Annotated in this window: 26 protein-coding genes; 13 read left to right on the top strand and 13 right to left on the bottom strand. The window is 59.2% G+C overall.

Translation table 11 applies throughout. The annotated features are described in order from the left end of the window. Window positions 1-565: 565 nt before the first annotated feature. The 6 genes from GG26_RS10355 to GG26_RS10330 all read right to left on the bottom strand — a co-directional run bounded on the left by GG26_RS10355 (window position 566) and on the right by GG26_RS10330 (window position 5,832). The gene (locus GG26_RS10355) at window positions 566-1,195 is read right to left on the bottom strand and encodes a biotin transporter BioY (protein WP_414346730.1); all 630 of its coding nucleotides are present in this window, start codon (window positions 1,193-1,195) and stop codon (window positions 566-568) included. 152 nt (window positions 1,196-1,347) lie between these two features. Further along, entirely contained in the window at window positions 1,348-1,563 is a 216-nt protein-coding gene (locus GG26_RS10350) for a hypothetical protein (protein WP_414390416.1), read from the bottom strand. Window positions 1,564-2,260: 697 nt separating this feature from the next. Then, window positions 2,261-2,797 (bottom strand): hypothetical protein, encoded by a 537-nt coding sequence (locus GG26_RS10345; RefSeq protein WP_414390413.1) that lies wholly within the window; start codon window positions 2,795-2,797, stop codon window positions 2,261-2,263. Between the two features lie 297 nt (window positions 2,798-3,094). After that, entirely contained in the window at window positions 3,095-4,936 is a 1,842-nt protein-coding gene (gene pyk, locus GG26_RS10340) for a pyruvate kinase (RefSeq protein WP_011431019.1), read from the bottom strand. Between the two features lie 393 nt (window positions 4,937-5,329). After that, on the bottom strand, window positions 5,330-5,488 hold the full coding sequence (locus GG26_RS10335) for a hypothetical protein (protein WP_011431018.1): 159 nt from the start codon (window positions 5,486-5,488) through the stop codon (window positions 5,330-5,332). Beyond that, window positions 5,485-5,832 (bottom strand): hypothetical protein, encoded by a 348-nt coding sequence (locus GG26_RS10330; protein WP_011431017.1) that lies wholly within the window; start codon window positions 5,830-5,832, stop codon window positions 5,485-5,487. Before GG26_RS10330 ends, GG26_RS10335 begins: the two co-directional genes overlap by 4 nt. A 41-nt stretch (window positions 5,833-5,873) precedes the next feature. Here GG26_RS10330 and GG26_RS10325 point away from each other — a divergent pair, with 41 nt between their 5' ends. From GG26_RS10325 to GG26_RS10315, 3 genes are all read left to right on the top strand, one after another. Beyond that, window positions 5,874-6,200: a phasin family protein gene (locus tag GG26_RS10325; RefSeq protein ID WP_011431016.1), complete on the top strand. Its 327-nt coding sequence runs from the start codon at window positions 5,874-5,876 to the stop codon at window positions 6,198-6,200. 138 nt (window positions 6,201-6,338) lie between these two features. Beyond that, a complete protein-coding gene (gene leuD, locus GG26_RS10320) occupies window positions 6,339-6,941 on the top strand; it encodes a 3-isopropylmalate dehydratase small subunit (RefSeq protein WP_041438503.1) in 603 nt (200 codons plus the stop codon). Further along, window positions 6,938-8,008, top strand: coding sequence for an SAM-dependent methyltransferase (locus GG26_RS10315; RefSeq protein WP_011431013.1), 1,071 nt, complete (start codon window positions 6,938-6,940; stop codon window positions 8,006-8,008). The genes leuD and GG26_RS10315 overlap by 4 nt, the downstream gene beginning before the upstream one ends. Here the strand turns inward: GG26_RS10315 and GG26_RS10310 are convergent. After that, a complete protein-coding gene (locus GG26_RS10310) occupies window positions 7,990-8,178 on the bottom strand; it encodes a hypothetical protein (protein ID WP_011431012.1) in 189 nt (62 codons plus the stop codon). The two genes, GG26_RS10315 and GG26_RS10310, sit on opposite strands and share 19 nt — an antisense overlap. Window positions 8,179-8,320: 142 nt before the next feature. Here GG26_RS10310 and GG26_RS10305 point away from each other — a divergent pair, with 142 nt between their 5' ends. After that, window positions 8,321-8,560 carry a hypothetical protein gene (locus GG26_RS10305; RefSeq protein ID WP_011431011.1) on the top strand — a complete coding sequence of 80 codons (240 nt, stop codon included), beginning with the start codon at window positions 8,321-8,323 and terminating at the stop codon, window positions 8,558-8,560. A gap of 83 nt (window positions 8,561-8,643) precedes the next feature. Next, the gene (locus tag GG26_RS10300; protein WP_011431010.1) at window positions 8,644-9,069 is read left to right on the top strand and encodes an NfeD family protein; all 426 of its coding nucleotides are present in this window, start codon (window positions 8,644-8,646) and stop codon (window positions 9,067-9,069) included. Between the two features lie 321 nt (window positions 9,070-9,390). Here GG26_RS10300 and GG26_RS10295 read toward each other — a convergent pair whose 3' ends face one another. The 6 genes from GG26_RS10295 to sufB all read right to left on the bottom strand — a co-directional run bounded on the left by GG26_RS10295 (window position 9,391) and on the right by sufB (window position 16,332). Continuing rightward, the gene (locus GG26_RS10295; protein ID WP_011431009.1) at window positions 9,391-10,791 is read right to left on the bottom strand and encodes a 1-acyl-sn-glycerol-3-phosphate acyltransferase; all 1,401 of its coding nucleotides are present in this window, start codon (window positions 10,789-10,791) and stop codon (window positions 9,391-9,393) included. A 136-nt stretch (window positions 10,792-10,927) separates the two neighbouring features. Further along, window positions 10,928-11,380, bottom strand: a complete 453-nt coding sequence (locus GG26_RS10290) for an AbrB family transcriptional regulator (RefSeq protein WP_011431008.1) — start codon at window positions 11,378-11,380, stop codon at window positions 10,928-10,930. A 673-nt stretch (window positions 11,381-12,053) separates the two neighbouring features. Further along, complete coding sequence (gene sufD, locus GG26_RS10285; RefSeq protein WP_414390407.1) at window positions 12,054-13,343, bottom strand: Fe-S cluster assembly protein SufD; 1,290 nt, start codon at window positions 13,341-13,343, stop codon at window positions 12,054-12,056. Further along, window positions 13,340-14,155 (bottom strand): Fe-S cluster assembly ATPase SufC, encoded by an 816-nt coding sequence (gene sufC / locus GG26_RS10280; RefSeq protein ID WP_011431006.1) that lies wholly within the window; start codon window positions 14,153-14,155, stop codon window positions 13,340-13,342. Before sufC ends, sufD begins: the two co-directional genes overlap by 4 nt. A 97-nt stretch (window positions 14,156-14,252) precedes the next feature. After that, window positions 14,253-14,651, bottom strand: coding sequence for a large-conductance mechanosensitive channel protein MscL (gene mscL / locus GG26_RS10275; RefSeq protein WP_414390404.1), 399 nt, complete (start codon window positions 14,649-14,651; stop codon window positions 14,253-14,255). A 244-nt stretch (window positions 14,652-14,895) separates the two neighbouring features. After that, a complete protein-coding gene (sufB, locus tag GG26_RS10270) occupies window positions 14,896-16,332 on the bottom strand; it encodes a Fe-S cluster assembly protein SufB (protein ID WP_414390401.1) in 1,437 nt (478 codons plus the stop codon). A gap of 162 nt (window positions 16,333-16,494) precedes the next feature. Here sufB and sufR point away from each other — a divergent pair, with 162 nt between their 5' ends. The 8 genes from sufR to GG26_RS10230 all read left to right on the top strand — a co-directional run bounded on the left by sufR (window position 16,495) and on the right by GG26_RS10230 (window position 25,219). Beyond that, window positions 16,495-17,223 carry an iron-sulfur cluster biosynthesis transcriptional regulator SufR gene (gene sufR, locus GG26_RS10265; protein ID WP_011431002.1) on the top strand — a complete coding sequence of 243 codons (729 nt, stop codon included), beginning with the start codon at window positions 16,495-16,497 and terminating at the stop codon, window positions 17,221-17,223. A 50-nt stretch (window positions 17,224-17,273) separates the two neighbouring features. After that, window positions 17,274-17,399 (top strand): hypothetical protein, encoded by a 126-nt coding sequence (locus tag GG26_RS10260; RefSeq protein WP_255322479.1) that lies wholly within the window; start codon window positions 17,274-17,276, stop codon window positions 17,397-17,399. Between the two features lie 87 nt (window positions 17,400-17,486). Then, window positions 17,487-18,593 carry an efflux RND transporter periplasmic adaptor subunit gene (locus GG26_RS10255; protein WP_414390397.1) on the top strand — a complete coding sequence of 369 codons (1,107 nt, stop codon included), beginning with the start codon at window positions 17,487-17,489 and terminating at the stop codon, window positions 18,591-18,593. Between the two features lie 3 nt (window positions 18,594-18,596). Then, the gene (locus GG26_RS10250; RefSeq protein WP_414390394.1) at window positions 18,597-18,842 is read left to right on the top strand and encodes a hypothetical protein; all 246 of its coding nucleotides are present in this window, start codon (window positions 18,597-18,599) and stop codon (window positions 18,840-18,842) included. A gap of 546 nt (window positions 18,843-19,388) precedes the next feature. Next, window positions 19,389-20,459: a 3-deoxy-7-phosphoheptulonate synthase gene (locus tag GG26_RS10245; RefSeq protein WP_011431000.1), complete on the top strand. Its 1,071-nt coding sequence runs from the start codon at window positions 19,389-19,391 to the stop codon at window positions 20,457-20,459. 201 nt (window positions 20,460-20,660) lie between these two features. Beyond that, the gene (locus tag GG26_RS10240) at window positions 20,661-21,266 is read left to right on the top strand and encodes a tRNA-(ms[2]io[6]A)-hydroxylase (protein ID WP_011430999.1); all 606 of its coding nucleotides are present in this window, start codon (window positions 20,661-20,663) and stop codon (window positions 21,264-21,266) included. Window positions 21,267-21,291: 25 nt separating this feature from the next. After that, the gene (locus GG26_RS10235) at window positions 21,292-22,626 is read left to right on the top strand and encodes a sensor histidine kinase (RefSeq protein WP_414390392.1); all 1,335 of its coding nucleotides are present in this window, start codon (window positions 21,292-21,294) and stop codon (window positions 22,624-22,626) included. 301 nt (window positions 22,627-22,927) lie between these two features. After that, complete coding sequence (locus GG26_RS10230; protein WP_414346236.1) at window positions 22,928-25,219, top strand: DUF1796 family putative cysteine peptidase; 2,292 nt, start codon at window positions 22,928-22,930, stop codon at window positions 25,217-25,219. Window positions 25,220-25,431 lie beyond the last annotated feature (212 nt).

Raw genomic sequence — 25,431 nt, 5'->3', positions numbered from 1 at the left:
GTAGCACTGGGTTGAACAGCTTGGCTCTATCCTCTGATCTACTGCTCCACATGTTCTTTTAGGGCAGTCCATCTTTTACTTCCGTGTCTTGAAAACTGTTGGTCTTAGGTTTTCTCGGCTCAGCCAGCGATAAACCGTTAACGACTGACTTCGTAAATCTATGCGGCTATTGTCGGGCTGTCCCCTTCCTTAACATACCCTACAACTCTCTCCTAAGTCTGGGCTGTGGCTCGTGGAGTTGCCTCTTGGAGTCTGCTCCATGCCATCTTATCTCTAACAGCGTTCCACCCTCAGCCAAATTGGCTATAGCAAGTCAGGGTCAGCCCTATCCCACCTTTTTTATAAAGCCGATAAAAAAAGCCCCATAAAGGGGCTTGTCGCTCAGCGACTTATAAAACTCTAGAGCAATATAGGGAAGCGCTCCATTGAATCTGTTGCTTTAAACACCGTTTTGATCACAGTCACTAGAATCTCAGAAAAAAGGCCAAACTGCGGCAGATATCATTTTTTTTTTAGATTTTCGGGAGGCTGGCCCTACACCGATCGGGCTGCTGTTGGGCAAGCCCTAGCTTGAGGACGACTTGGGATCCGCTGTCTCCCGCCCCAGCCAACGCCAAGTGGTGGGCAGCAGGGCTGCTGCTAGCACACACTTCAGCAGATCGCCGGGGATAAAGGGGAACACGCCTTTGGTGAGCACGGCCAAGACGGAAGTGGGGCCGACATTCTCGTTCAGCCACACCCCCAGCCAGGTGGCTCCCAAGACGTAGATCAAAACCGAGCAGGAGAGCATGGACGCGGCCATCTTCCAAGGGCTGCGATCCACCCCCCAGCGCTCCACAAACCAGCCCATCAGCCCTGCGGCCAGGGGAAAGGCCAGCAAGTAGCCCCCTGTCGGTCCGGTTAGGTGGCTGAGCCCGGAGCCGCCGCCGTTGAAGAAGGGCAACCCCAAAAGCCCCTCCAGCAGGTACAGCAGCAAGGCGAGAAAGCCCAACCTCGACCCAAAGCCTGCCCCCACCAGCATCACGCCGAAGGTTTGTCCGGTGAGGGGTACTGGCGTAAAGGGCAAAGGGATCCGCACCTGCGCCAGGGCCGCTACCAACAAACTTCCCCCCAACACCAGCATGGAATCCCGAACCCAGGAAGGACGGGTCAGAAGGGTTTGCGCCAAAGGTGTGTGAACAAAAGTAGCAGTCATAGGATATTTGGGGCGCTGAGATACAAGAGATAACAGCTCTTTGCCGAGATCCGCTGACCCATCCCAAAAGCTTTTGGCCAGAGGCTGCAACTAACCGGCAAAGGGCCTTATCTGGGTAGTGTATCGCAACCGGAGGATTCTGTACCTATGCACTACCTTGCTTGGCCGCGGCCATTTGTCTGGCGCATCCACTGAATCCGCAGAAGGGTGAGGCAAAAGATGAACCACAAAGCCCCCAGGCTATACCCCGCCAGCAGATCGCTGGGCCAATTCAACCCCCAGTCGGCCCGGCTGAAACCGATGAAGAATAGGATCCCCAGCACTCCTCCAGCGAACCAGCGCCGCTGAGCAGGATAATAGCTTGCCACCAGATAGCCCAAAAGGCCGTAGATTACCGTTGCTGCGATGACCTGTCCACTCCGACAGGATGGGATCCCAAAGATCTGGGCGGGGGCGAGAAAAGGTAGGCTGCAGGATCCCGGCGATCACGGCAGCTCCTAAGGCTGCAACCAACAGTCCCCAAGCCGTCCGTCTTTGTTGGCTGCGCCAGAGCAAAACCCATCCCCAGGCGGTCAAACCCACCAGCCCAATCGGATGCCCTAACCCCCACCCCACCCAAGCCAAGGGATCCAGCCAAGGGCTGGCCCGCTGCAGCCATTGCAAAATCCATGCATCGATGGCTTGACTGGAGGGCGCCAGTCCTTGCAAAGCCAGAGTCAGTCCCCAGAGGACCAGAGCCGAGCCGAGGATCCCGCCCAGGCCCACGGTTGCGCTCAGCAGGGTCAGGCTCGGCGAAACCCGTCTCACCCAGAAGATGGCGAGCTTTTCGGCGGAGTTGGGTTTCCGCACAGGCGGCGCGATGCACCTCGATCTGGACGGGGGTTGTGCCCACCACTTCTCCGTCGACAACCACCTTCTGGGGTGGGTTCGTCTCAACCCAGATGCGGGAAGCTTTGAAGGTGAGGATCCCTTTCAGCTAGAAACCGCAGGAGCCCCGCCCCCCTGCCCCCGTATACGGGGGGTTGGAGCGTGGCCAGGATCTCGGCAAGTTGCACCGGTAAGGGATCAGCTCTTGTTATTCTTCTTCTTCTTGTTCGGGTCGTCGGGATGCTGGCGATCTTCTTCGAGGAACATCAAACTGTGAAGACGAGCTGAGCGGTAGTCGGAGAGGCGCATCGCAAGGGAAGCCCAGGCTAATTTGCTGCCCAAGCCGGACTTCTGGTACAACAGGGAGGCGACGGGAGCGACGCCGACGGCCTTGGCATCGCGGATGGCAGCCAGATCGGCGCTCAAGAAAACAAACTGCCAGCCGTCTTTCTCTGTTTTTTCTTTGATCATCTTCTCGACTTGCTCTTTGCGGAACTCGCGGCTGGCGTTCTCTTGGCCATCGGTTACCACCACCATAACCACCCTCGCAGGGCGATCTGCTTCAGCGAGTTGGCTGAGGCCGCTTTCCAAGTCGGTGATGCCGCGACCCATGGCCTCTAGCAAAGGGGTAGAGGCCCGCGGCACATAGGTCTCGCGGGTTAGCTCGGGAACTTCGGCGATGGGCTTGAAACGGTGGATAACTTCGTAGGGATCCTGCGAGTCAAACTGAACCAAAGTGAGGGTGGCAAACCCTGGCTCTGCCCTCTGCTATGGTCACCGGCCTCCTGTAGGAAATCTAACTTGGGACTTCTGCCAGCGACCCGTTTGTGAAGGATTCTGTGCAACTATTTGCAAAGGTTATCAGCTTGATGGGCTTTGATAAATCCTTGTCGGCGCAGAGCCCTGAGAGAGTATCTTGAAGCGTCAAACGGCAGTGAAAGCGCTCATTGCGCGGATCCCTGCCTTCCCTTTCCCGGGGAGAGAGGAACTGGGAGACGGTCTCAAACTTGTCTGAAATGACCGCAAAACCCTCTAAAAGCCCAGCCCATCTGCTCCTGAGGTCACCGTGCCTTTTTCTGGGTCTAGGGTGACGATGGCGCCGTCGCGGATGAGGCGCGTAGCATCCTTAACTCCCACCAGCACCGGCACCCCTAACCGCAGACCGATCACCGCCGCATGGGAGGAGGCCCCATCTTCTTCGGTGATCACCCCGGCCGCCTGTTTGATCGCCTCCACATAGTTGGCATCGGTAGCGCGAGCAACCAGGATGTCGCCGGCAGTGATCTTGCTGGCATCGAGGCTAGATCTGAGGATGCGGGCCGGGCCGCTGACAGTGCCTTTGCCAAACCCTCTGCCTTTGGCCACCACTGCCTTGACTACCTCTACCTTAATCAGATCGGTGGAGCCGGATACGCCTGGCAAAGTGCCGGCGCTGAGCACCACCAAGTCGCCATCCTTAAGCAAGCCTTCTTCCTGAGCCACGTTGATGGCGGCCTGAAAGGTCTGGCGGGTGGTAGGCAAATCCATGACCAACAAGGGCCGTACCCCCCACACCAACTGCAGTTGCCGCGCCACCTCTACATGAGGAGTTACAGCCAAGATCGGGGTGCGCGGGCGAAACCGGGAGACATTGCGAGCCGTAGCCCCGGTTTTGGTCAGGGTCATCACCGCCACCGCATCCAACTCCTGGGCAATCTCCCCTACGGCGCGGCTGATTGAGTCGGTGACCAGGGTTTTGGGCCGGGGCGAGCCATTGCCACCGGGGCTGCCGTTATTTTGACTCAGCTCCTGCAGGGTGAGGGTGCGCAGGTGTTGGCGGCGATCGACATAGATCGGGCTGAAGTAATCCCGTTCGATGCGCACAGCAATGCGGGCCATGGTCGCCACCGCCTCGACGGGATATTTGCCTACCGCCGTCTCGTTGGAGAGCATGACGGCATCGGTGCCGTCCAAAATAGCATTGGCCACATCCGAGATCTCGGCCCGAGTGGGACGAGGGCTGTGGGCCATGCTGTCCAGCATTTGGGTAGCGGTGATGACCGGGATCCCCAGGCAGTTGGCCATGGCAATGATCCGCTTCTGCAAAATCGGCACCTCTTCCGCCGGCAGCTCTACGCCCAGATCTCCCCGCGCCACCATTACCCCGTCGCTGAGGGCCAGGATCTGGGGCAGTTGTTGGATGGCCTCGTGTTTTTCGATCTTGACAATGATAGGAACCCGCTTGCCGACAGCGGCCATCAGTTCCCGCAGCTCCAGCACATCCGAGGGATCCCGCACAAAGCTGAGGGCCACCCAGTCCACCCCTTGGTTGAGGCCGAAGTAGAGGTCTTCTTTGTCTTTTTCGGTAACGGCGCGGATGCTGAGGCGCACGCCGGGGAAGTTCACCCCCTTGTTGTCGGAGAGGGTGCCGCCGACAATGGTGCGGCAGAAGAGCTCCCCCGCCTCGGGATCCACCGCCTCCACCCGCATCTCCACCCGACCGTCGTCGAGGAGGATCGTCGCCCCTTCCGGCACCTCTTGGGCTAGCTTGTCGTAGGTGACCCAACTGCGCTCCTGGGATCCCAAAATGGGCTTGCTGGTCAACACGAAGGGATCCCCGCTCCTAAGGGTGATCGAGCCTTCGGCGAACTTGCCGAGGCGAATTTTGGGCCCCTGCAGGTCTTGCAAAATGGCGACCTGGATGCCGAGGTCCATAGCGGTTTGGCGGATGAGGCGGATGTTGCGGCGGTGCAGGTCGTGATCCCCATGGGAGAAGTTGAGGCGAAGGGTGGTTGCCCCTTGCAGGATCATTTCCCTTAGGATGGCGGGGTTGGAGCTGGCAGGGCCGATAGTGGCAACAATTTTGGTGCGTCGAAAAGACTCGCTCGAATGCATGGCAATCTTTACCAAGGGAGAGCAGCCCAGATTGTTTCCCCACACAGGGATCCCCTTGATACGATAACCCGTTTTGACACTTCCGGCCTTAAGTGGAAGCAGCCCGGAAACAGACTCTTAAAGGCGTTGTCAAAGCGCCTCTGCTGACTTTCCACAGACAAAGTCCAAAGGTTGCCGTTACTTCGTATTCGTCGCCGCATGGGCGTCGGCGTTGATGAGCCAACCCTCTGGGGTTCTAAACAGCTCACACTTACCTGCTTTTTCCAGCCTTTTTTACCGCTTCTAGGCAGAAAATGCCATCTTGGGCCTCGACTGGAATGTGTCGCTGCGCATCCGCGGAGAGCAGATCCTCCTCGTGGAGATGGGTGGCAGCATCAACTGGATTTCCCTGCCTCAGTCGCTCACCAGCCGCTGCCGAGAGTGCTGGCGATCGTGCCAAGTGAGAGAAACGGTCTCCATCTGGCCAGGGATCCCACCTGGCGGCTCAACCAGCAGCTCCGTTACTGCAATAACCGCCGGCTCCTCGCCCAAAGCGTGTCGGCCTTCGCTCATCTCAGAGACTCCAGATATTGGCTGAGGTCTTCTTGCAGGCGGGAGAACTCCACTTCAATAGAAAGGCGCAATGCCCCTGTTTTCAACATTACTAACACCTTGGCGGCGTGGGGGCCGGGCCAGATATTGGGATTGCAGAACATCTCCAGGTACAAGTTTGGGGCGGCATGGTGAAACTCAATCGGCGCCTGGGGCTGGCGTTGGGGGCCGCTTGCCCCCACTTTGAGCCGCTCCACAAGGGTTTGCAAAGCCCTGTGCCACTCCCGCGCCCCCTCTGCCGAAAGCGGGAAGCTGGCCGACCCGGTTGCGAAGTTGAGGGCAAACTGAGGAGAATAGGTAGTCATAGAAGCCCGTACCTTCGGCAAGCATTCTCTGGAGGGCAGCGTTGGACAATAACAGTATCTTACGTCAGCTCTTACTAATGGGCGTGGGCACCACCGCTCTGCTCGCGGAGCAGTTGAAAAAGGCTGCTGACGAGCTGGTGCAGAAAGGTCAGCTCAAGCCAGAAGAGGCCTCCAACGTCATCAACAACCTGCTCAACCAGGTGAAATCCGAGCAGAGCAACCTGGAGTCTTACGTGCAGCGGCAGGTGCGCAACGTCCTGCAGGATTTGGGTGTTCCTCGCCAATCGGAAATGGACGAGCTGCGCGGGCGGCTGGATCGGCTGGAGCGGCAGGTGCGCAACCTGGAAAACCAAGTTTACCGCCGCTAGCCGAGCTGGATGGTTCGTTTCTGGCGCTTGGCTTGCCCCCTCGGCCAAGCAGAGTTGGGCAAGGGATCCCAGGCTATACCCTGCAAAACTCTGAAGCCAATTCCCAGCTTTTGAGTCCAGAAGGTCACTGCAATTCCCATGCCAAGCGAAGTTTTGACCATCACGGGCCGCGGGATCCCGCTGGTGGGCAACGACATCGACACTGACCGGATTATCCCGGCCCGTTTCTTGAAGTGCGTTACCTTTGAGGGCTTGGGCCAGCATGTATTTGCCGACGACCGGGCCCAGAATCCCGGCCAGCATCCCTTTGACCTGCCTCAGTACCAGGGGGCAGAGATCTTGCTGGTCAACGCCAACTTTGGCTGTGGCTCCAGCCGGGAGCACGCCCCCCAAGCCCTGGCCAAGTGGGGGATCCGCGCCCTCGTCGGCGAAAGCTTTGCCGAGATCTTTTTCGGCAACTGCCTGGCCTTGGGGATCCCCTGCGTCACGGCGCCCGCCAGCGTGATCCAAACCCTGCAAGGGGCGGTGGCCGAGAATCCACAGCTCCGGTTGACGCTGGATGTGCTCAACAAACAGGTGTGCTGGGAGGATAGAACCGCTGCTGTCGAGATCCCACAGGGGGCCTGGCAGATGCTGGTGCAGGGGACGTGGGATGCCACCGGACAATTGCTGGCCGCCCGGGAGCGGATTCAAGAGGTAGCTGCTTCCTTGCCCTATTTGCGATGGCAGCGGGTCAGGTGAGCAGGTTTCTTCCCCCCACTACTCACCTGTGGCTGGGCAGCGCCGACCCCGATTTTCTGGATCTGGCGAGGCGGGAAATTGCGGCAGCGGATCCCGAGGCCGTCTTTCAGCCTTTGCCGGAGGCACCTGGCCTAGTGCGGGTGTGCAGCCAGCGCTCGTTTGCCGACCTTGCCCAGGCCTGGCAGGCTAACCCGCCCATTTTTTTGCGCCACATCTGCCCCATCCACCAAGAGCGACAGCTCGACGAGATCTCCCTGCTGCGCCTCGATCAAAACCTCTTGGCGGCCATCGACCCTGCCCTCAGCTTTTCGGTACAGACGCGCCGGTTTGGCAAGCTCAACGTCAAGCCCTTCCAGGTTAACGCAGCCCTGGCCGAACAGGTGATGGCGACGGTGGGATCCCCTCTGCAGGTCAAGGATCCCCAGCAGGTGATCTCGGTGGTGCTCCTGGCCAGCTCGACAGGGCTCCGGGCTTGGCTGGGCCTGTCGCTGGCGGCGCAAAACCTCTCCACCTGGGCCGGCGGCGTCCACCGCTTTCGCCGCGATCCCGACCAGATCAGCCGAGCGGAGTTTAAGCTGCTGGAGGCCATCCAGGTGTTTCGCGTCCCTTTGCAACCAGGGGGACGGGCCTTGGATCTGGGGGCGGCGCCGGGGGGCTGGTCGCGCATTTTGCGCCTGCATGGCCAGCAGGTGACGGCTGTGGATCCGGCGGAGCTGGACGAGCGCCTCCGCCACGATGCCGGCATTTGTCACCATCGCCTCAGCGCCCAAGCCTATCTGGCCCGCTGTCCAGGTCAGTTTCACCTCATCCTCAACGACATGCGCATGGATGGCCGTGCCTCTGCCCATCTGATGGCGGCTTTTGCCCCTCATCTGGAGCCGCAGGGGGCAGCCGTGATGACCCTAAAGCTCCCCCACCAGCATCGCCTGCGGGTGCTCCGCCAGACCCTAGACATCTTGGGCAGCGCCTTCCCGGTGGTGAGGGCGCGCCACCTGTTTCACAACCGCAGCGAAATTACCCTCTACCTGCAAAAAGGGATCCCGGCCCCTCACTCTTCCACCACCTGAATTTCCCGGCGCAGCACCTTCTCGCGAATGGACTCCAGCAAGCTCATCTCTTCCGGGGAGATTTTGCCATCGGCCCGGATGGCGGCGATGATTTGATCCACCTCGCTGCGGGTTAACTTCTTATCTTCCAGGGCTTGCTCCACCAGCACCTGCAGTTGGGAAAACTCCATAAAACCACTGCTCCTCTGGGCTTAACCGGTCTTCTCACTTCATCCAGGCTATCTGCGCCCATTCCGATCCCCGGCAGGCGCAAGATTCTCTTCAGGTCAGGTATTCTGAAGAAAATGTAAAAGCCTAGGAGAAAACGACCTCATGGCTGGCCCAACTCTCAAGAGCACTGAGCACGACTGCGCCACTCTTTGCCGAGATGGCTGTGTCTTGGGCGACGCCTGCCCCCACCGAGAGGCGGCTCGTCAAGCAGTGGCCTTCGTCATGAACACCGACTGGGAGACGCTGATGCGGATCGCCGAATCCAGGAACCTACCCAAGGATCCCCCCCAAGCAGAGGTGGATCCCCTGCAGTTTTTGGAGAACTACCGCCTGGGCGGCTAGCTAACAGCTCGGCAACAAATCCCAGTGCAGAATCCAGGTGCTTTGAGCCATACTAATTAAATGGGGTCGAATGCCTGGGTTGTATGGTTTGGCCCTGGGTTGTCTTCGGCTTGGTTCTCATTGCTGCCGAGCTGTTTTTGCCGGAGTTGGTGGCCGGGCCGGCGGGTGTGGCTGCCCTAGGGGCTGCTCTTTTGGCCTATTGGGGGTGGCCAGTTTGGGCCCAGTTCTCGGCCTGGATTGTGCTCTCCCTTGGGTTGATCGTTCTCAGCCGGCGTCTGCTGCCCTCTACTTCAACTCAGCTGGAAGATCTCCTGAAGGAATCGCGAGAAGCGCGGGCAGTTACGGCCATTCCGCCGGGCAAGCGGGGTCGGGTCTCCTATCTCGGCTCCACCTGGAATGCCAAGTGCAGCGTCCCCGACCTGGAGATCCAGCCTGGGCAAGAGCTCTACGTGGTCGATCGCCAAGGCAATACCCTGATCGTGATGCCGATGCAGATGCTCAAGTCTTGAGGGGGATCAGAGGCTTGGCTGCGACTCACTGGACAGGCTCTTTTGAAGAAACACCTGAGGAGTCGGGGAATCTCTGCGAAGGCGAACAAGAAGCTCGCCCTCAGTCCACCGTACTCGGCTACCCATCCCAACAGGTCTAGCAGGTTCTAAGTAGAAGATGCCGTTGGCGGTGGGGGGATAGAGGGCGGGGCTCCCGCGGTTTCTGGCTGAACGCTGGGGAGGCCTTCCCTACAGGCGGCGCAACAATTCCCAACAACAGGCCGGTATCGGTTTCGGCCCAGGCCTTCCCGCTCCCCTCGACAAGGCCAGCCAACCCAGATCTCAGCCGACGGCCACGCTCGCAGGGGAGCGCGGGATCCCTTGCAGCAGCCGCTCCATCTCCGCCTGCAAATCCTGGGTTAGAGCTTGTACGGCTTGCCGGCGGTTGGCCTGGTAGGCGGGCCAGCGCTCCGAAACCGAGAGGGGATCGCCGATGCTGAAACGGGCCAGCCGCGGCCCCAACCTGGGGGGGGCAGCGCCGACGGCGTTTTTGCCTTTGATCCAGGCCAACAGGTTCCACAGCCGCAGGGCGGTTTCGGCCAGTTCCTCCAAACTAGGTTGCTCCGGCAGGGGACGCACGGCAAACACCATCAGGGTCTCCACCAGGCGCATGTGCCAGAGGTGGAAGCTGGCCTCAGAGGCGACGCGATTGGCCAACCCCTTCTCCACAGCCGAAAGCGCCGCAATATCAGGGATATCTTCCCGGTAGATCCAGGCCCAGCCTGCCTGTTCGATGCGATGCCGCCGCTCGATCAAGTCTCCCTGGGGCTGCAGGCCAAAGTGCTGCTCGGCCACGCGCAGGGCCAGATCCGATAGGCTTTGCAGACGTGCCAACAGATCCCCTCCCCCTTTCAGGCTGACCCGCGCCGCGTCGGGCAAAGCTGGGGCGTAGAAGCGCTCGTAAAAACGCTCCATCACCTGAATCAGATGCTCGGCCAGGCGGAGCAGGCGGGCCATCAAAAACCCTTTGCCGACATGGGCCGAGCGCGTGGCCGGGAGCTTGCAATCCGCCTCCATGCGGCGGAGCAACCTGTCCAGCGCCAGGCTGGGATCCCTCAAGTAGGAGTAGCGGAGGCCCACCGGCAAGATCAGCACCTCCTCCGGGCGCCCCGCCTTGTGCAGATCCTCCACCGCCCAGAAACTCATTTGGGCCACCCCCGGCTCCAGCGGGTTGAGCAGCCCACTCATGCCGTTGATTGTCCCTTCGGGAGCCACCGCCAGGGGGTACGGGCCTGACACAAACTGCTCGCGAGAGCTCTTCAGCCCTGCCCGATCCAGACGGCCCCGCAAAATCGGGATCCCGCCCAGCCGGGGAAGCCCCCAGCGGCCAATGAAGCCCAGCCATAGGGGCAGGCCGCGGTCGTAGACAAACAAAACATGGGGACGCTGCCGCAGGCGGATCCCCTGTTGTCGAGCTACCTGAGGCAGAAGATGGGAAAACAGGTACATCAAGCAGGGGGGATCGTCGAGGGTGGGGTGGCGAAAGGCTACCAACAGGCGAATCTTGCCTGCCTCAAATTGCTGATAAAGCTGGGCCAAACGCTCGCCCCCCTCCACCTCAACGCGCGGGATCCCCTTGGCCCAGCGCAACCACAAGGGCAAACCCGCTTGCGCCAAACGAACTACCCAAGGCGTCAATCGCGGCGGCAGAAACTTGAGAGGAGGTTGAACAGTCTGGTACATAGGGATCTTCAGATCTAGGGTTGGCGAAGTCAATAAACCCAAGCTTCGGATCCCATCTTAAGGAGGGTTTGGAAGAGAGAAAGCCCTGCAGTGACAGTTTCTCAACTGGATTCCCTTGCCCAACTCCAGAAGAGGTTCAAGCTCCTGTTGTTTTTTTCCTGCGGCTCCGCGTCTTTTTGGGGGCAGCTTCTTCGTTCGAGGTTGAGTCCTCCATCACCTGACCGTTGAGCACTTGCTTGAGGTGAATGTGCTTATAGCCCAACTGAATCTCAAACTCATCGCCGGGCTTGAGATTCATTTTTTCGGTGTAAGCGGACCCGATGATGATCTGACCATTCTTGTGAACGCTCACGCGAAAGGTTGGCTCGCGACCGCGCCTGTCACGCTTGGCAGTTGGACTGAGGCTCAGACCTTTTGCCGCCAGCACCGCATCATAAAACTCATTTAAGTTGACGCGGAGCTTGTTGGTCTTGGTCATGGTTACGTAGCCACAGCGCTTTGCCGTCTCGCGGCGCGGAAGATGGCTCAACGCTTCTACCTTCTGCAGGAGAGCCTTTCCGGTTAAAGGTTGTGGTGGTATGTCCAACATTTTCTAATGCCCTACAGTCCTCTCCAGGATCATAACCTCCTGGCGTACTTCTGCAACCAAAAGTTGGGGACTCTTTTCGAGGCCACATTTTTCTCCTACTACTTGAAGTGGTTCTCTAAAGGAGAAAGGCTCTCCTCAATAGGCGTTCAATCGGTGTTCTTGCCGTGGTAAAAGGTGAGGGGGGAGCAGGGACTCAAGCGCGGAGGGGGGCTGCAGCTTTTGTTTTGATGGCGCCAAAGGCTAGAGAATCGGTATGGCTCTTCGGCGCGCTGGGTGCTTCGGCAGAGAGGCCAGAGGGATCCGCAGAATCGGGGGAAGAGAAGTGGGCCAGGCCAGGATTGGCGATGATAAAGTCGCGCCAACCAGACTAGATCTGTTCCTCCGATTCCCACCCCTCTGCCGCCCTAAACCCCCAAGACAGCTTCTCCGAACTTCAGCAAAAGGGGCTGGAGTTGTTTTGCACAACGGGTCGGAAAGATAGCCAAAGCAAGCCTGCGGCCCAATGCCATCACCTACAGGGCCGGTAAGGGATTTCGGGCTTCTCGGCGGGAGCCGGCGACGCCACGGGCGTTTTTTTTTCGCCGTTCGACGGGCGCGGGCGACGCAGGCCGCTAGCAGCCATTTCAAGACTGGCCGATGGCAGTAAGGGCTGGAGCGAAATGGGAGGGACAACTCAGCCGGATCCCAAGCGCTTGGCCACCTGGGAAGGAAGCTGGGCCAGCGGGATCCCCTCTAGGATCTCTGCCGCAAAGGCGTAGGTGAGGAGTTGCCTGGCCTGGGCTTGGGGAATGCCGCGGCTTTGCAGATAGAAGATCTCTTCCGCCTCCAGTTGGCTGACGGTGGCTCCGTGGGCGCATTTGACGTTGTCGGCAAAGATCTCCAGTTGGGGCCGGGTATCCACCCGCGCCTTGGGGCTCAACAGCAGGTTGCGGTTGGTCTGGGCGGCGTCTGTCAGTTGGGCTGCTTGGCTCACCAGGATCCGCCCGCTGAAGACCGCGCGGGCCGCCTCGTCCACGATGCACTTGTGCAGTTGGCGGCTGCTGCCGTGGGGCGCTTGATGGAGCAAGCGGGAGTGGGTGTCGCTGTGCTGGGATCCCTTCAGCAGCGTTAGCCCCTGCAGTTGGGTGTGGGCCTGGGCTCCGGCTTGGGTGATCTCCAGGTTGTGGCGGGAAAACTGGGATCCCCACTGAATCGCCTGGAGGCGGTAGTGGCTGTCGCAGCTTTGGCGCACGGCGGTCTTGTTGATGTGGAAGGCTGGGGATCCCTGCCTTTGCAAAATCACATGGTGCAAACGAGATCCCTCTGCCAGGGCGATCTCCGTAACCGCGTTGCCAAAGGGGATCCCGGATCCCAGGGATACATGATCTTCGATCAGCGTGAGGGAGCTGTGGGCTTGCAAAGACAGCAGGCAGCGGGGCTGGGCCAAAACGGCCTCTCCCTCAGGAGCTACCGTTAGGAAAAGCAGGTGCAGCGGTGACGGAACTTCCTGGCCGGACTGTAGGCCAATCTGGATCCCATCTCCCAGATGAGCGGTGTTGAGGGCCGTAAACACATCCGTCTTGGCCAGGGTTTGCAGCAACTCCCCTGGGGCTTGGGCTAAAGGGATCACCTGCAAAGCGGTGGGCAGGCCGCTCAAATCAGAAAGCTGGGGGGCAAAGTAGCCGTTGACGAACACGGCGCGGCTATAGCTGGCTTCCGGCCAAAGCCAGGGCTCTAGGGTTGCTGCATCCAGAGACGGATCCCCCGCGGCAGCCAGGCGAAACTTGTGGGCCAGCAGTGGCGAGAGATCGCTGTATTTCCAATCCTCTTCCCGTGGGGTCGGGATCCCCAGTTCGGCCAATTGGGCGCGGGCCTGCTGCCTAAGGGTGGTGTAGGGATCCTGCCTTTCCGGGATTTGGCCGAGGATGTGCTCCAGGAATAGGCGGCTCTCTGGGGCAAAAGGTTTGGGCAAGGTGGCGCTCATCCCTCTTTCTCCTGCCGAGATGTCGCAGCTGCCGGTTCTTGACCCGACTGAGTTTTGATCCAGTCGTAGCCCCGTTCCTCCAGCTCCAGCGCCAAGGTCTTGTCCCCACTGATGACGATACGACCCCCCTCCATCACGTGCACGTAGTCGGGGGTTACATAGTCCAGCAAGCGTTGGTAGTGGGTGATCAAGAGCATGGCATTCTCAGGGCCGGCCAGTCGGTTGATGCCGTGGGCCACAATGCGCAGCGCGTCGATATCCAGACCGGAATCCGTCTCGTCCAAAATGGCCAGCGTGGGCTCCAACACCGCCATTTGCAGGATCTCGTTGCGCTTTTTCTCACCGCCGGAAAAGCCCTCATTCACAGAGCGCTCCAAAAAAACGGGATCCATTTTGACAATATCCAACTTTTCCCGTACCAGGTCGTCAAAATCCAGAGCATCCAGTTCCGGCTGATCCCGATATTTCTGGCGAGCGTTGTAGGCGGCGCGCAGGAAATCCAAGTTGCTCACCCCTGGGATTTCGATGGGGTATTGAAATGCCAAAAAGATCCCTGCCCAAGCCCTCTCTTCTGGCTCCATCTCCAAGAGATTTTTTCCCAGGTAGAGGATCTCGCCCCCCGTCACCCTGTAGTCAGGGTGGCCGGCTAAGATCTTGGAAAAAGTGCTTTTTCCAGAACCATTGGGGCCCATGATGGCGTGGATTTCTCCGGCGCGAATTTCCAGGCTCAACCCCTTGAGAATGGGGGTGCCATCGATCTCGGCGCTGAGATCTCGAACGGATAAGATGACAGGGCTGTTTTCGCAGATCATAGCTAGACTCTAGAGTTGCCACTGAAGGGCAGGGATTGGAAGGTTAAGGGATCCCTAAACCAGGTTTGGATTTTGGGCCTAAGGATCCCCTATAGCTCTATTGGGAGTGGCGATTGAGGATATCCCGGATCTCTGTCAGCAAAACCACTTCTAGTGGGGGCAATGTGGGAGGAGATTCTTCCTCCTTTCGCTGTAGGGTGTTGATCGCCTTCACCAGTAAGAAGATGGCAAAAGCGATAATCACAAAATCAAACACAGCTTGCAGAAAGCTACCGTAGTTAATCGTAACTGGGTCTTCAGGACTTCCACCGATTTTCCAGACCAAGTTCTGGAAGCTCACTCCACCAATCATCAAGCCTAAAACTGGAGTAAACAGATCTGCTACAAAAGAAGTCACGATCTTCCCAAAAGCACCTCCAATAACAACGCCAACAGCCAAATCTAAGGCATTGCCCCGGCTGATGAACTTTTTGAACTCCTCCAGAAATGCCCTCATGGGGAACTTCTCCTGCCTAGCCTTACGGTTCAAAACTCCTTGATTATCCCCTCTCCCCCCCTGCATCCATGCGCTGTTTGCAACGTCGCCAAGCCTTTGGGCCGCCTCTGGCTTCAGGGGATCACAGCCCTCTGCCTTGGGAGTTACCTAACCCCTTACCCTTCTCCTGAAAATGGCAGCGCCTGCTCCCACAGCGTGTCAGCGGCCTCGCCCACTTGCTCAGCTTCGCATTGGGAGCAATCCCCTAGCCGACGGATCCCTCTAACTTTAGGCTCAGCAATCGATCGGCTTCTACAGCAAACTCCATCGGCAGTTGGTTAAACACTTCTCGGCAGAAGCCGCTGATGATCATGGACACAGCATCTTCCGCAGAGATACCGCGGGACTGGAAGTAGAACAATTGCTCTTCTCCAATCTTGGAGGTGGAAGCTTCGTGCTCCACTTTGGCGGTGTTGTTTTGCACCTCAATATAGGGGAAGGTGTTGGCGCTGCACTGATCCCCAATCAACATGGAATCGCACTGGGAAAAGTTGCGGGCACCTTCCGCTTTCGGCCCGATTTTGACCAGGCCGCGGTAGCTGTTTTTGGAGTGCCCAGCCGAGATCCCTTTGGAGATAATTTTGCTGCGGGTGTTGCGGCCCACGTGAATCATCTTGGTGCCGGTATCGGCCTGCTGGTAGTTGTTGGTGAGGGCAACCGAGTAAAATTCGCCCACCGAGTTTTCCCCCACCAGCACACAGCTGGGGTACTTCCAGGTGATGGCGGAGCCGGTCTCCACTTGCGTCCAAGAGATTTTGGAGTTGGCCCCCTGACACAGGCCGCGCTTGGTTACAAAGTTATAAATGCCCCCTTTGCCGTTTTCGTCGCCGGCATACCAGTTCTGCACCGTGGAGTATTTAATTTCGGCATTGTCTAGGGCAATTAACTCCACCACCGCCGCATGCAGTTGGTTGGTGTCGAACATGGGGGCAGTACACCCTTCCAAGTAGCTGACGTAGGATCCCTCGTCGGCAATGATCAGGGTGCGCTCAAACTGGCCCGATTCGCCGTTGTTGATGCGGAAATAGGTGGAAAGCTCCATGGGACAGCGCACCCCTTTGGGCACATAGACAAAGGATCCATCACTGAACACTGCCGAGTTCAGCGCCGCGTAGTAGTTATCAGCAATGGGAACCACACTGCCCAAGTACTTGCGCACCAGCTCCGGATACTCCCGCAGCGCCTCTGACATGGAGCAGAAAATCACGCCTTCCTTGGCCAGCTTTTCCCGGAAGGTGGTGGCTACCGAAACGCTGTCGAAGATGGCATCCACCGCCACATTGGCCAGCCGCTTCTGTTCAGACAAGGGGATCCCCAGTTTCTCGAAGGTCTCCAACAGCACCGGATCCACTTCGTCCAGGCTCTTTTTCTTGGGCTGCACCTTGGGGGCCGAGTAGTAGACAATGTTTTGGTAGTCAATGGGCGGGTAGCTGACGTTGGGCCAGGTGGGCTCGCTCATCTTCAGCCACTGGCGGTAGGCCCGCAGCCGGAACTCTAGCATAAAGTCCGGCTCCCCCTTCTTGGCCCAAATTTGCCGGATGATGTCCTCGTTTAGGCCTTTGCCGATGGACTCAGAAGGGATGTCGGTAACAAAGCCGTACTTGTAGGGCTGGCTAATGAGGGTGCGGACGCTCGTAGACATGGATGGCTCTTGGTTAGGGACAGGGTCAAGACAGACGGCCAACTAAAACAACACGGTTGTTGCTTAACTAACCCTCAGGTTACTGTAGCAATGATCCCGTTGTCAAAGTAGCTGTGCTGGCAGCGGCAGCCGAGTGAACCCAGTCTAACCAGGAGGGCGAGGGTGGAGAGCGCGCACAAGATCACCGGGCGGTTCACGCAGCCCCTTTCCAGCAAGCAGGCCATCCTAGTCTATTTGCGCAAGGCGGGGCAGGCCACCGCCCAGACTCTGGCAGAGCACTTGGGCATTTCTCCCCAAGCCATTCGCCGCCACCTCAAGGATCTAGAGGCGGAGGGGCTGATCCACCACGTCGCTCAAGCCAGTGGCCTGGGCCGCCCCCAGCACTTCTATCAGCTTAGCCCCCAAGGGGAAGCGCAATTCCCCACAAGCTACGACGAGTTTGCCCTGGGCCTGCTCAATACGCTGGCCGAAACCCTGGGATCCGAACAGATGGGATCCCTGCTCCAGCAGCAGTGGCAGCGCAAAGCCCAAGAGTACCAAGCCCAGATGGGATGCGGATCCCTGGCCAAGCGGCTGGAGCGCTTGGTGCAGTTGCGCCAGGCAGAAGGCTACATGGCGGAGTACTACCCCTACCCCAACCACCTGGCTGCGGCCAGGGCAACAGAAGGCGCTGAGCAGTATGCCGAGCAATACGTATTGGTGGAGCACCACTGCGCCATTGCCCAAATTGCCCAGCGTTTTCCCAGCGTCTGCGGCCACGAGCTGGAGATGTTTGCCGCCGCCCTGCCCGACTGCCGGGTAGAGCGCCTCACCTGGCAGGTGAACGGAGAACACCAGTGCGGCTACTGGATTGCCAGGATGGGATCCCCTCCTAGACCCAGCCACGAGTAGCAGTAGGTGGCGGCTTCGGAAGACAGGCAAGAGCAGCTATAGCTCTGGCCGTGCAAGGGCCATGGGTCAGTTGGCTCAAGTCCGCCTTTGAGCAGTATTTCCTAGCCAAGATGCGCTGGGGGTGGGCGGTGCCTTGGTTTGAGCGCCTCAGTTTGCAGGGGGTGGGGCTCTCATAGAGCCCATCTCCAAGCCATTGGGAGATTTGGTCTTTCCTTAGCCTCTTTCTCTCGTCACTCTCAAGTTACGCCTTGGACACTTGCACTATGGAAACTCAAGTCGGCAGGTTGCACCAACAAAGGTTTTCCGGCTGGAGCTGGGGCCACCTGGGCTGGGCGCTGCTGTTCCTCTCGCTAGGGGGGCTGGGCGGCTGGCTGCTGGGATCCCAAAGCCGGCCCGGTCCAGGGGTAGCCGCTTCGGAGCTTCCCGTCAGCGAGACGGAGTCCTTGGAAACTGCCAAGGCCGCCCCGTTGGCCACGATGGAGGTCAAGCCTCGGGAAATCGGCCAAGAGCGGATTCTGGTGGGCAGCCTAGAGGCTGTGGAGCGCACCTCCCTCAGCAGCCGCATTGTGGGCCGAGTTCTGGAGCTGCCGGTTCAGGAGGGGCAGCAGGTGGCGGCCGGATCCCTGATTGCCCGTCTGGATGTCAGCGATGTGCAGGCCGCCCAGCAACAGGCCCAGGCCCAGCGGCAACAGGCTGAGGCGCAACTGCAGCAGGCCCAAGCAGGCCTTCTGGCCGCCCAGGCAGGGGTGAGGGGAGCGGAAGAAGCCTTGCGCCAGGTGCAAGCCCAGAAGCAGCAGGCGGAAGCGGAGCTGCAGGAGGCCCGTTTGCACCAAGAACGCATGCAGAAGCTGCACGCCGAAGGGGCCGTGGCCCAAGCCCAGGTGGATCAGGCCAATACGCGGGTAGCCGTGCTCTTGGGCCGGCTGGCCCAGCTCGAGGCCGGGATCCAGCAGGCCGAACAGGGATTGACCCAAGCGCGGGCCCAGCTTGCCCAGGCCAAAGGCCGGATCCCTGAGGTGCAGGCGGCCATGGCCCAGGCGCAGGCGGGGGTGGCACAAGCCCAAGCCAACCTGGCCTACGGAACCCTGGTTGCCCCCTTTGCCGGCGTCGTCACCCGCAAGTATGTGGAGGTAGGGGCTTTGGCGGGGCCGGGCCAGCCGATAGTGGAGCTAGAAAGCAGCGAGCGGCTGCGGTTTTCCGTGGCTGTGCCCGAATCGCTGGCCGGCCAGATCCGGGTGGGACAAGGGGTGCCCATCAGCATCGACAGCCTCAACCAAACCGTGGAGGGAGCCATTCGCCAAATCATCCCCAGCGCCGATCCCAGCTCGAGAACCGTGGAAGTCAAGGCGGAGATCCCTCCGCTCCCCTGAGCCATGCCGGGCATGCTGGGCCGTCTGAAGTTGGCAGGAGAAACCCGCCAAGCCCTGCTGCTGCCCCAGACAAGCCTGGTAGAACAGTTCGGCCTGACGGGCGTGTATCGGCTGGCGGACGGCAAGCCGCTGTTTACGCCGGTGGCGGTGGGATCCCGCTATGGGGATCTGGTGGAGATCCACGCCGGGCTGCAGCCTGGAGACGAGGTGATCCAGGAAGCGGCTGCCGTTCGGGCCGGATCCTTCTGAAGCCTGTTTTCTGGGACAGAAGCCCAGAGTCCTGCTGACTGTCTTGGTTTCCGCCGGGCTTGCGGGGCTTTCGCCGCTGCGGCCCTGTCAGGCTGAGGCAGCGGCAGGAAGTTCCTAGTTGCCCTGAAGCTTTTCTCCTCGCACCGCTTGCAACAGCGTCGCAGAGCGATGGCTACGGGGCGGGCAAGCCTCTTGAGCTGGGTGGGGGAAAGCCGTCCTCTGGGCTGCGCCCGGGGAACCCTGGGAGCGACCCAGAACCTGAGCCCGTCTTGGCAAATCCAGTTTCTTTTTGGGTATACTTCCGCTATACTCATCTCGTACAGATTCCGAGTTCCTTCCCCTGAAGATGATCTTGCGCGCTCCCTTTTTTGGCTACTTTACCTTTCCCTGGCAGCGACCAGGGCGGAAGGGTGGCGCGTAAACTATAAAGCCTAGGTTTACCTGAGTCAGTCCTGAAGCCCTGAGCCCAGTGCCAGGGCTTTTTTGATGGCTCGACAGCTCAATCCCTCACTTGCCCATCCCTTGGACACAATGAAGGACAGTTCTATGCCCCCCCAAACCGACAACTGCAACATCCAAGAGGTGACTCCCTTGATTGCCCCTGCTGCTGTCAAGGCCAAGCTGCCGCTGACGGAAACGGCAGCCCAAGTGGTGCTCTCCACGCGGCAGGCCATTCGCGACATCATCCACGGACGGGATCTCCATCGCCTGGTGGTGATCGTCGGCCCCTGCTCCATCCACGATCCGGAAGCGGCCTTGGAGTACGCCCACCGCCTCAAGCGGGTGGCCGACCGAACCCGCGAGCACCTGGTGATCGTGATGCGCACCTATTTTGAGAAGCCGCGCACCACCGTGGGCTGGAAGGGGTTGATCAACGATCCCCACCTGGATGGCTCCTGCGACATTGCCACCGGCTTGCAACTGGCCCGCTCCATCCTGCTGCAGATCAACGAGCTGGGCCTGCCCTGTGCCACCGAGATGCTGGATCCGGTGACCCCTCAATACACCGCAGACCTGGTGAGCTGGGCGGCCATCGGCGCCCGAACCATCGAAAGCCAGACCCACCGGGAAATGGCCAGCGGCCTCTCCATGCCCGTGGGCTTCAAAAACGGCACCGACGGGCGGCTGGAAATTGCCCTCAACGCCATCTTGTCTGCCAGCCACCCCCACAGTTTTCTGGGCATTGGCCAAGACGGCATGACGGCCTTGGTGAAAACCACCGGCAACCCGGATCGGCACATCGTGTTGCGCGGCGGCGGCGGCAGAACCAACTACGGCCCGGAAGATGTGGCGCGGGCGGCGTTGCTGATGAAGGATCAAGGGATCCCGCGCTCGGTGATGGTGGACTGCTCCCACGACAACTCACAGAAGGACTACCGCCGGCAGGGATCCGTCTGTCGGGCGGTGCTACAGCAGTACCAAGCGGGGCAGCGGGCCTTGATGGGGCTGATGCTGGAGAGCAACCTCAACCCGGGCAAGCAAACCTGGCAGGAAGGGGCGCCGCTCCAGTACGGCGTTTCCATTACCGACGGCTGCATTGGCTGGGAAGAGACCGAAGACCTGTTGCAGGAGATGGCGGCGGTCGTAGCAGGGAAAACCTTGGCTCTGAGCCATTGAGGCGGGGGCCAGCCTTCTGAAAAATCCCCGAACTCCCCTCTCCCTCTGGGAGAGGGGCCGGGGATAGGGACAACTGCTGCCAGAGCGTCAGACGGGATCCAAGACTTAGAAAGGGGTACGCCGGCAAAGCTAAGATCCGATTAACCCAGTTCCGTTCCCTGCTCCCGCAGCGGGCAGGGTGGGTCAACCTGGAAGCTGTTGATGCCTGAAACCTCTTCTGACCCTGTGCCGACGCTACAACTGGCCTCGCCGACTTCTGCGGCCTGGATCGACCAAGCCATTCGTCACCTCGACCTTATCTTGTTGGATCACGCCAACTGCGAGAAAAAAGCGGCGGGCAACGCCCTTAGTTTGCTGTTTCGCTACCCGGCCAACGGGCGGCTGGTGGAAGCGCTGTCGCCGCTGGCGCGGGAGGAGCTGCAGCACTTTGAGCGGGTGCATCGCCACCTGCAACGGCTGGGGATCCCGATCAGGCCCCTCTCGGCTGCTCCCTACGCCAGCCGTCTCAACCAGCACCTGCGCCGCTCCGAGCCGGAGCACCTTTTGGACGCTTTGCTGGTGGCCGCCATCATCGAGGCCCGCAGCCACGAACGCCTGGGCCTGCTGGGGATCCACGCCCCCGACCCGGAGCTGCGGCAGTTTTACCTCTGGCTGGCGGCGGCTGAAGAGCGGCACTGGCAGTTGTATCTAGACCTGGCGCTGGAGCAGTTCCCCGCTGACGAGGTGCAGGAGCGGCTGGACACCCTGCTGCAGGTGGAAGCGGAGATTTTATCGACCCTTCACCCTGAGCCTCGTGTCCACAGCTAACCCATCCCCTTCCCGCGCAACCCCCATGTTCCAGGCAACGCGGCGGTGGTTGGCCCTCTGGTACACCGTGGCAACAGGGGTGTTTTTGTTGCTGTTTGCCGGCAGCTTCTACTGGTATGTGCAGTCAACCCTGATCGAGCGGGTGGACGACACGCTGGGCCATGTGGTGGAAATTGTCGAGCGCTCCCTGGTGGTGGACGAGAGCCTCTTGGATCCACAGCAGGCCCGCCAGAGCTTAGAGGCCAGCTTTCGGGATGATCCCAGCACCCTGGAGGACGACCACATCGACCTGGAGTGGTTTGATCCCCAGGGATCCCTCATCTGGTCCACGGTGCCCGGCGGCATCCCTGCCCCCCTGCTGACCGAGGGATCCCTGCACACCGCCCGCATCGCGCCTGGGTATTGGCTGCGCCAGTTCACCGAGCCGATCCTGGCCGGTGGGAAGCTGCTGGGGTATTTGCGGGTCAGCCACCCCTGGTTTGAGGTGAGCAAGCCGACACGCCAGCTCATTCGGGATCTCAGCCTCTGGGTAGTGGCCAGTTTGGCCTGTGTGGGGGGAATCGGCTGGCTGCTCTCCGGTTTGGCCATGCAGCCCATCCGCCAGTCTTACCAGCAGCTCAAGCAATTTACCGCCGATGCCTCCCACGAGCTGCGCAGCCCCTTGGCCAGCATTCAAACCACGGTACAGGTGGCTTTGGCCGATCCGCACCTGGACGCCGACACCCGCCAGCGCTGGCAGATGGTGGAGCGGCTGTGTTTGCGGCTGGGCCGCCTGGTGGACGACCTGCTGTTTCTGGCCCGCCACGACAGCGGCATGGTGCCTTTCCAGCCCCGCTGCTGTGCGCTGGATGCTCTGCTGCTGCAGGTGGTAGAGGAGTTGCAAGGGCTGGCCAACCAGAAAGGGATCCACCTCAAGCTGGACATTGTCACCCCCGACGAGGAAGCAGAGGGCTATCCCTTCGCCTTTTGGGGAGATGAAGACCTGTTGGCCCGCCTGTTCACCAACCTGATCGAAAACGCCCTTCTCCACACTCCCTCTGGCGGCGAGGTGCAGGTGCGCCTTAGGCAGCGGCTGCGCTCCGGATCCCCAGAACTGGTGCTTCAGGTGCAAGATAGCGGGCCGGGGATCCCACCCCAGGCGCTGCCCCACCTGTTCGACCGTTTCTACCGGGTGGATCCGGCCCGCAGCGGGGATCCCAATCGGCGGTCGGGATCGGGTTTGGGGCTGGCCATTGTCAAAAGCATCGCCGAGCAGCATCGGGGGCAGGTGCAGGTGGAGAGCGAGGTGGGGCAGGGATCCACCTTTGAGGTGATTTTGCCCCAGCGACAATTGGAAACTTGCACTCCAGAAACCCTCTGAAAGTGCTCCAGAAAACAGACAATTCTTGGACAGTATGTTAAGTTCAAGCTAAAGTTCAATTGTTCTTTACTTAGAGAGCTTTACTTTGGGGCTTTAGGTCTTTTTTGTGGCCTTCTGTGTTTTCTGTTTGCGGATCTGAGAACTTCTTTTTTTTAAAACTCAGGATAGGCCAGACAAGGCGGAACTGGATCGCAGCTTTTGTTTTCTCTTACCAGTTGTCGGCAGGGTAATAAGCCAACTGATCAAGCCTGTCTATCTACCGGCAAATCCAGAATAGGTTCCTCTCCCTCTCCTTCGGAAAATGTATCGCTTTCAAGTTCGCGCCACCACTCAGCCCGGCGATCGAATTGCCCTGGTGGGATCCAGCCCTCAACTGGGCGCCTGGGATCCCTGCCGCTGTGTTTGGCTGCAGACGGATCCCGATCGCTACCCGCTCTGGTGGGTGGAGTTGCCATTAGGCCCGGCAGATGGCACTTCTAGCCCACTGTCCTCTGGGGAGGGACTCGAAGAAACCCCTCGACTGGAGTACCGGTACCTGCGCGTTCAGGCCGATGGCGAAGTTATTTGGGAAGCCGCCGATAGGAATCGCTGGGTGCCGCTTGAGCCGGAACCTTTGCCGGCAGTTTTGATCGTGGAAGATGGCGAGTTTGGCCGGATCCCTTTCTATCCATACGGCTATTTTGCCTTGCCGGTGAGCGAGCCTGAGCCCGAAGATTGTCCGGGACTGAAGATAGTCGTCTTGGGCAGTTCGGTGGCCCTGGGGTGCAGCGCCTGGCTGTTGCGAGGATGGGCCTGGCTGTTGCAGAAAGCTCTACGAGAACGCTATGGCCATCAAGTGCGGAACCTCTCCGAATTGGGGGCAAACGTCAGCCGAACCCTGGCCCGATTTGAGCAGGTGGTGATCCCTGAACATCCCGATGTCGTTATTGTTGCCTTGTCTTTGGGAAATGAAGGCTTGGCCACGGCTCTGCCGGAGCATCGCCGTGCCGTCCAAAGGCGGTTTGAAAACGGCCTGCAGCGGTTAATTCAGCGAATTCAAGACATTGGAGCCTTGCCAGTTTTGGGAGGGGTTTACCCCCATGCAGACTACGGCCTAGAACAGCATCTGCTTTTGCAGGAAACTCAGCAAAGGATGCTCAGTTGGGGATGCCCCGTGTTCAACTGGCTGCCCATCTTAGACGATGGCCAGGGGCGCTGGAAGCCAGATCTGGCTTTTGACGCGGCCCACCCTAATACCAAGGGGCACCAACTCATGTTTGCGGCTATTGACCTCTCGATTTTTGATCCCAACACTGTGAAGTCAGCCCCCCTAAAGCTGGCATCATCCAAAGAAAAGCTGATTTTTGAGGATCCCTCTGGCTTTTGGGCGGCCTTGGAGGGTCAGAATCGATTCCGCCTTGTTAATATTACTCCTTATGATTACACCTTGACACCGACTTGGCAATCTTTACAAGCTGCTTTTCAAGAAGCTCGACTACAGCCAGGCTTATATATTGGTAAAAGCGGTGAGAAAGGGCAAGATCAACCTTTGTACTCCCTCTCCATTCATGAGAATGGCTTGATTCAAACAACCCTTTCCATTCCCCCAGATGCCGACCTTGTTTTTTCTCCGGCAGCCGATTTTTTCTCTCCGGAATCCTCAGAAATAGTCTTTAGTGACGGGACTCTAACACTCCTCAAACTTAGCTACCCATCCGCCGGCTTGGATCCCAAGCCCCGCCTGTGTGTGATTAACCAAAGCAGCTATGAGTACAACATCCACCCTATGTGGAAAGAAGTGCGGGCTGCCCTCAAAGCTCTGCCAACAGGCGTTTATGAGGATCCCCTCTATCGCGATGCTCCCTTTCGCACGTTGATGATTGGAGAGGGGGGGTTGGAAAGCCGGGTCAAGGCTGCTCCCAACTCGGTCATGCTATTGGAATACACATGCGCCTTATCTGATATTCATCGCGTTGCTGTTGTTCCCCTGGGGGATCGCTGTGCGGTGCGGATGCTGCTCTACAAGTTGGAATACGACGGGCCTGCCTTTCCGTTTGATCTAACCCGCACCAGCAACCTAGCGGATGTAGCCGATATGATCCACCACGAGTTTCAGGGCATGTGGGATCCGCAATATTTGCACTACAGCCCTGAAGACAGGCGAATTTATCACAGCAAGTGGACAGGTCTTTCTTTCGGCCATGAGGTGGAAGAGGGGGAAGACCCCCTGCAGAATATGAATCCAATCCATGAGCGGATGCGGACTCGTTATACAGCTCGCGCCAAGCGCTTTCTATATGTCTTGGAAAAGGCGGACAAGATCTTGTTCGTGCGCACAGGCGGCTGTCAGCGGGGCGCGGTGATCGACTTGATGGATAAATTGTCCGCTAAGCGAAAGGGCAAGCCCTTCCTACTCCTTATCATTTCCCCTCAGCCTTCAGAGGAGTTTGCCGGGATCCCCAATGTCATCCACTACGATATGGAGTTCAACCCCGACCGCATGTGTGCGGATCCCGAGCATTGGCGGTACTGCACAGAGATCATGAGAGAGATCCTCCATTCTCTGGGAGTTTCCAGCCGCAATCTTTTCTGGTGTCCTCCCCAGCCGGCTTAATTGCCTGAGATCCTACCTAGAATGCGATGCCGGTAGGATCCTGCTCTGCCCTACCTCAGCGGTGTTTGCTTGGCACAGAAAGAGCATCAGCCCAGAGGATCAGCCTTGCTTGTAGGTTTAGCCAAATCCCATCGTTCATTCGCAATAAAAATACGATATACAGCCTGTTAAGGGCTCAAGGGGTACAATAGCAGCACTTAGCAAACCAACTT

It is taken from the genome of Synechococcus sp. 'PEA 65AY6A-5F PE A', from assembly GCF_047462575.1.
Lineage (GTDB): Bacteria > Cyanobacteriota > Cyanobacteriia > Thermostichales > Thermostichaceae > Thermostichus.
Note: the sequence above shows the minus strand (reverse complement) of the source record. Positions and strands in the feature narration are given on the sequence as shown.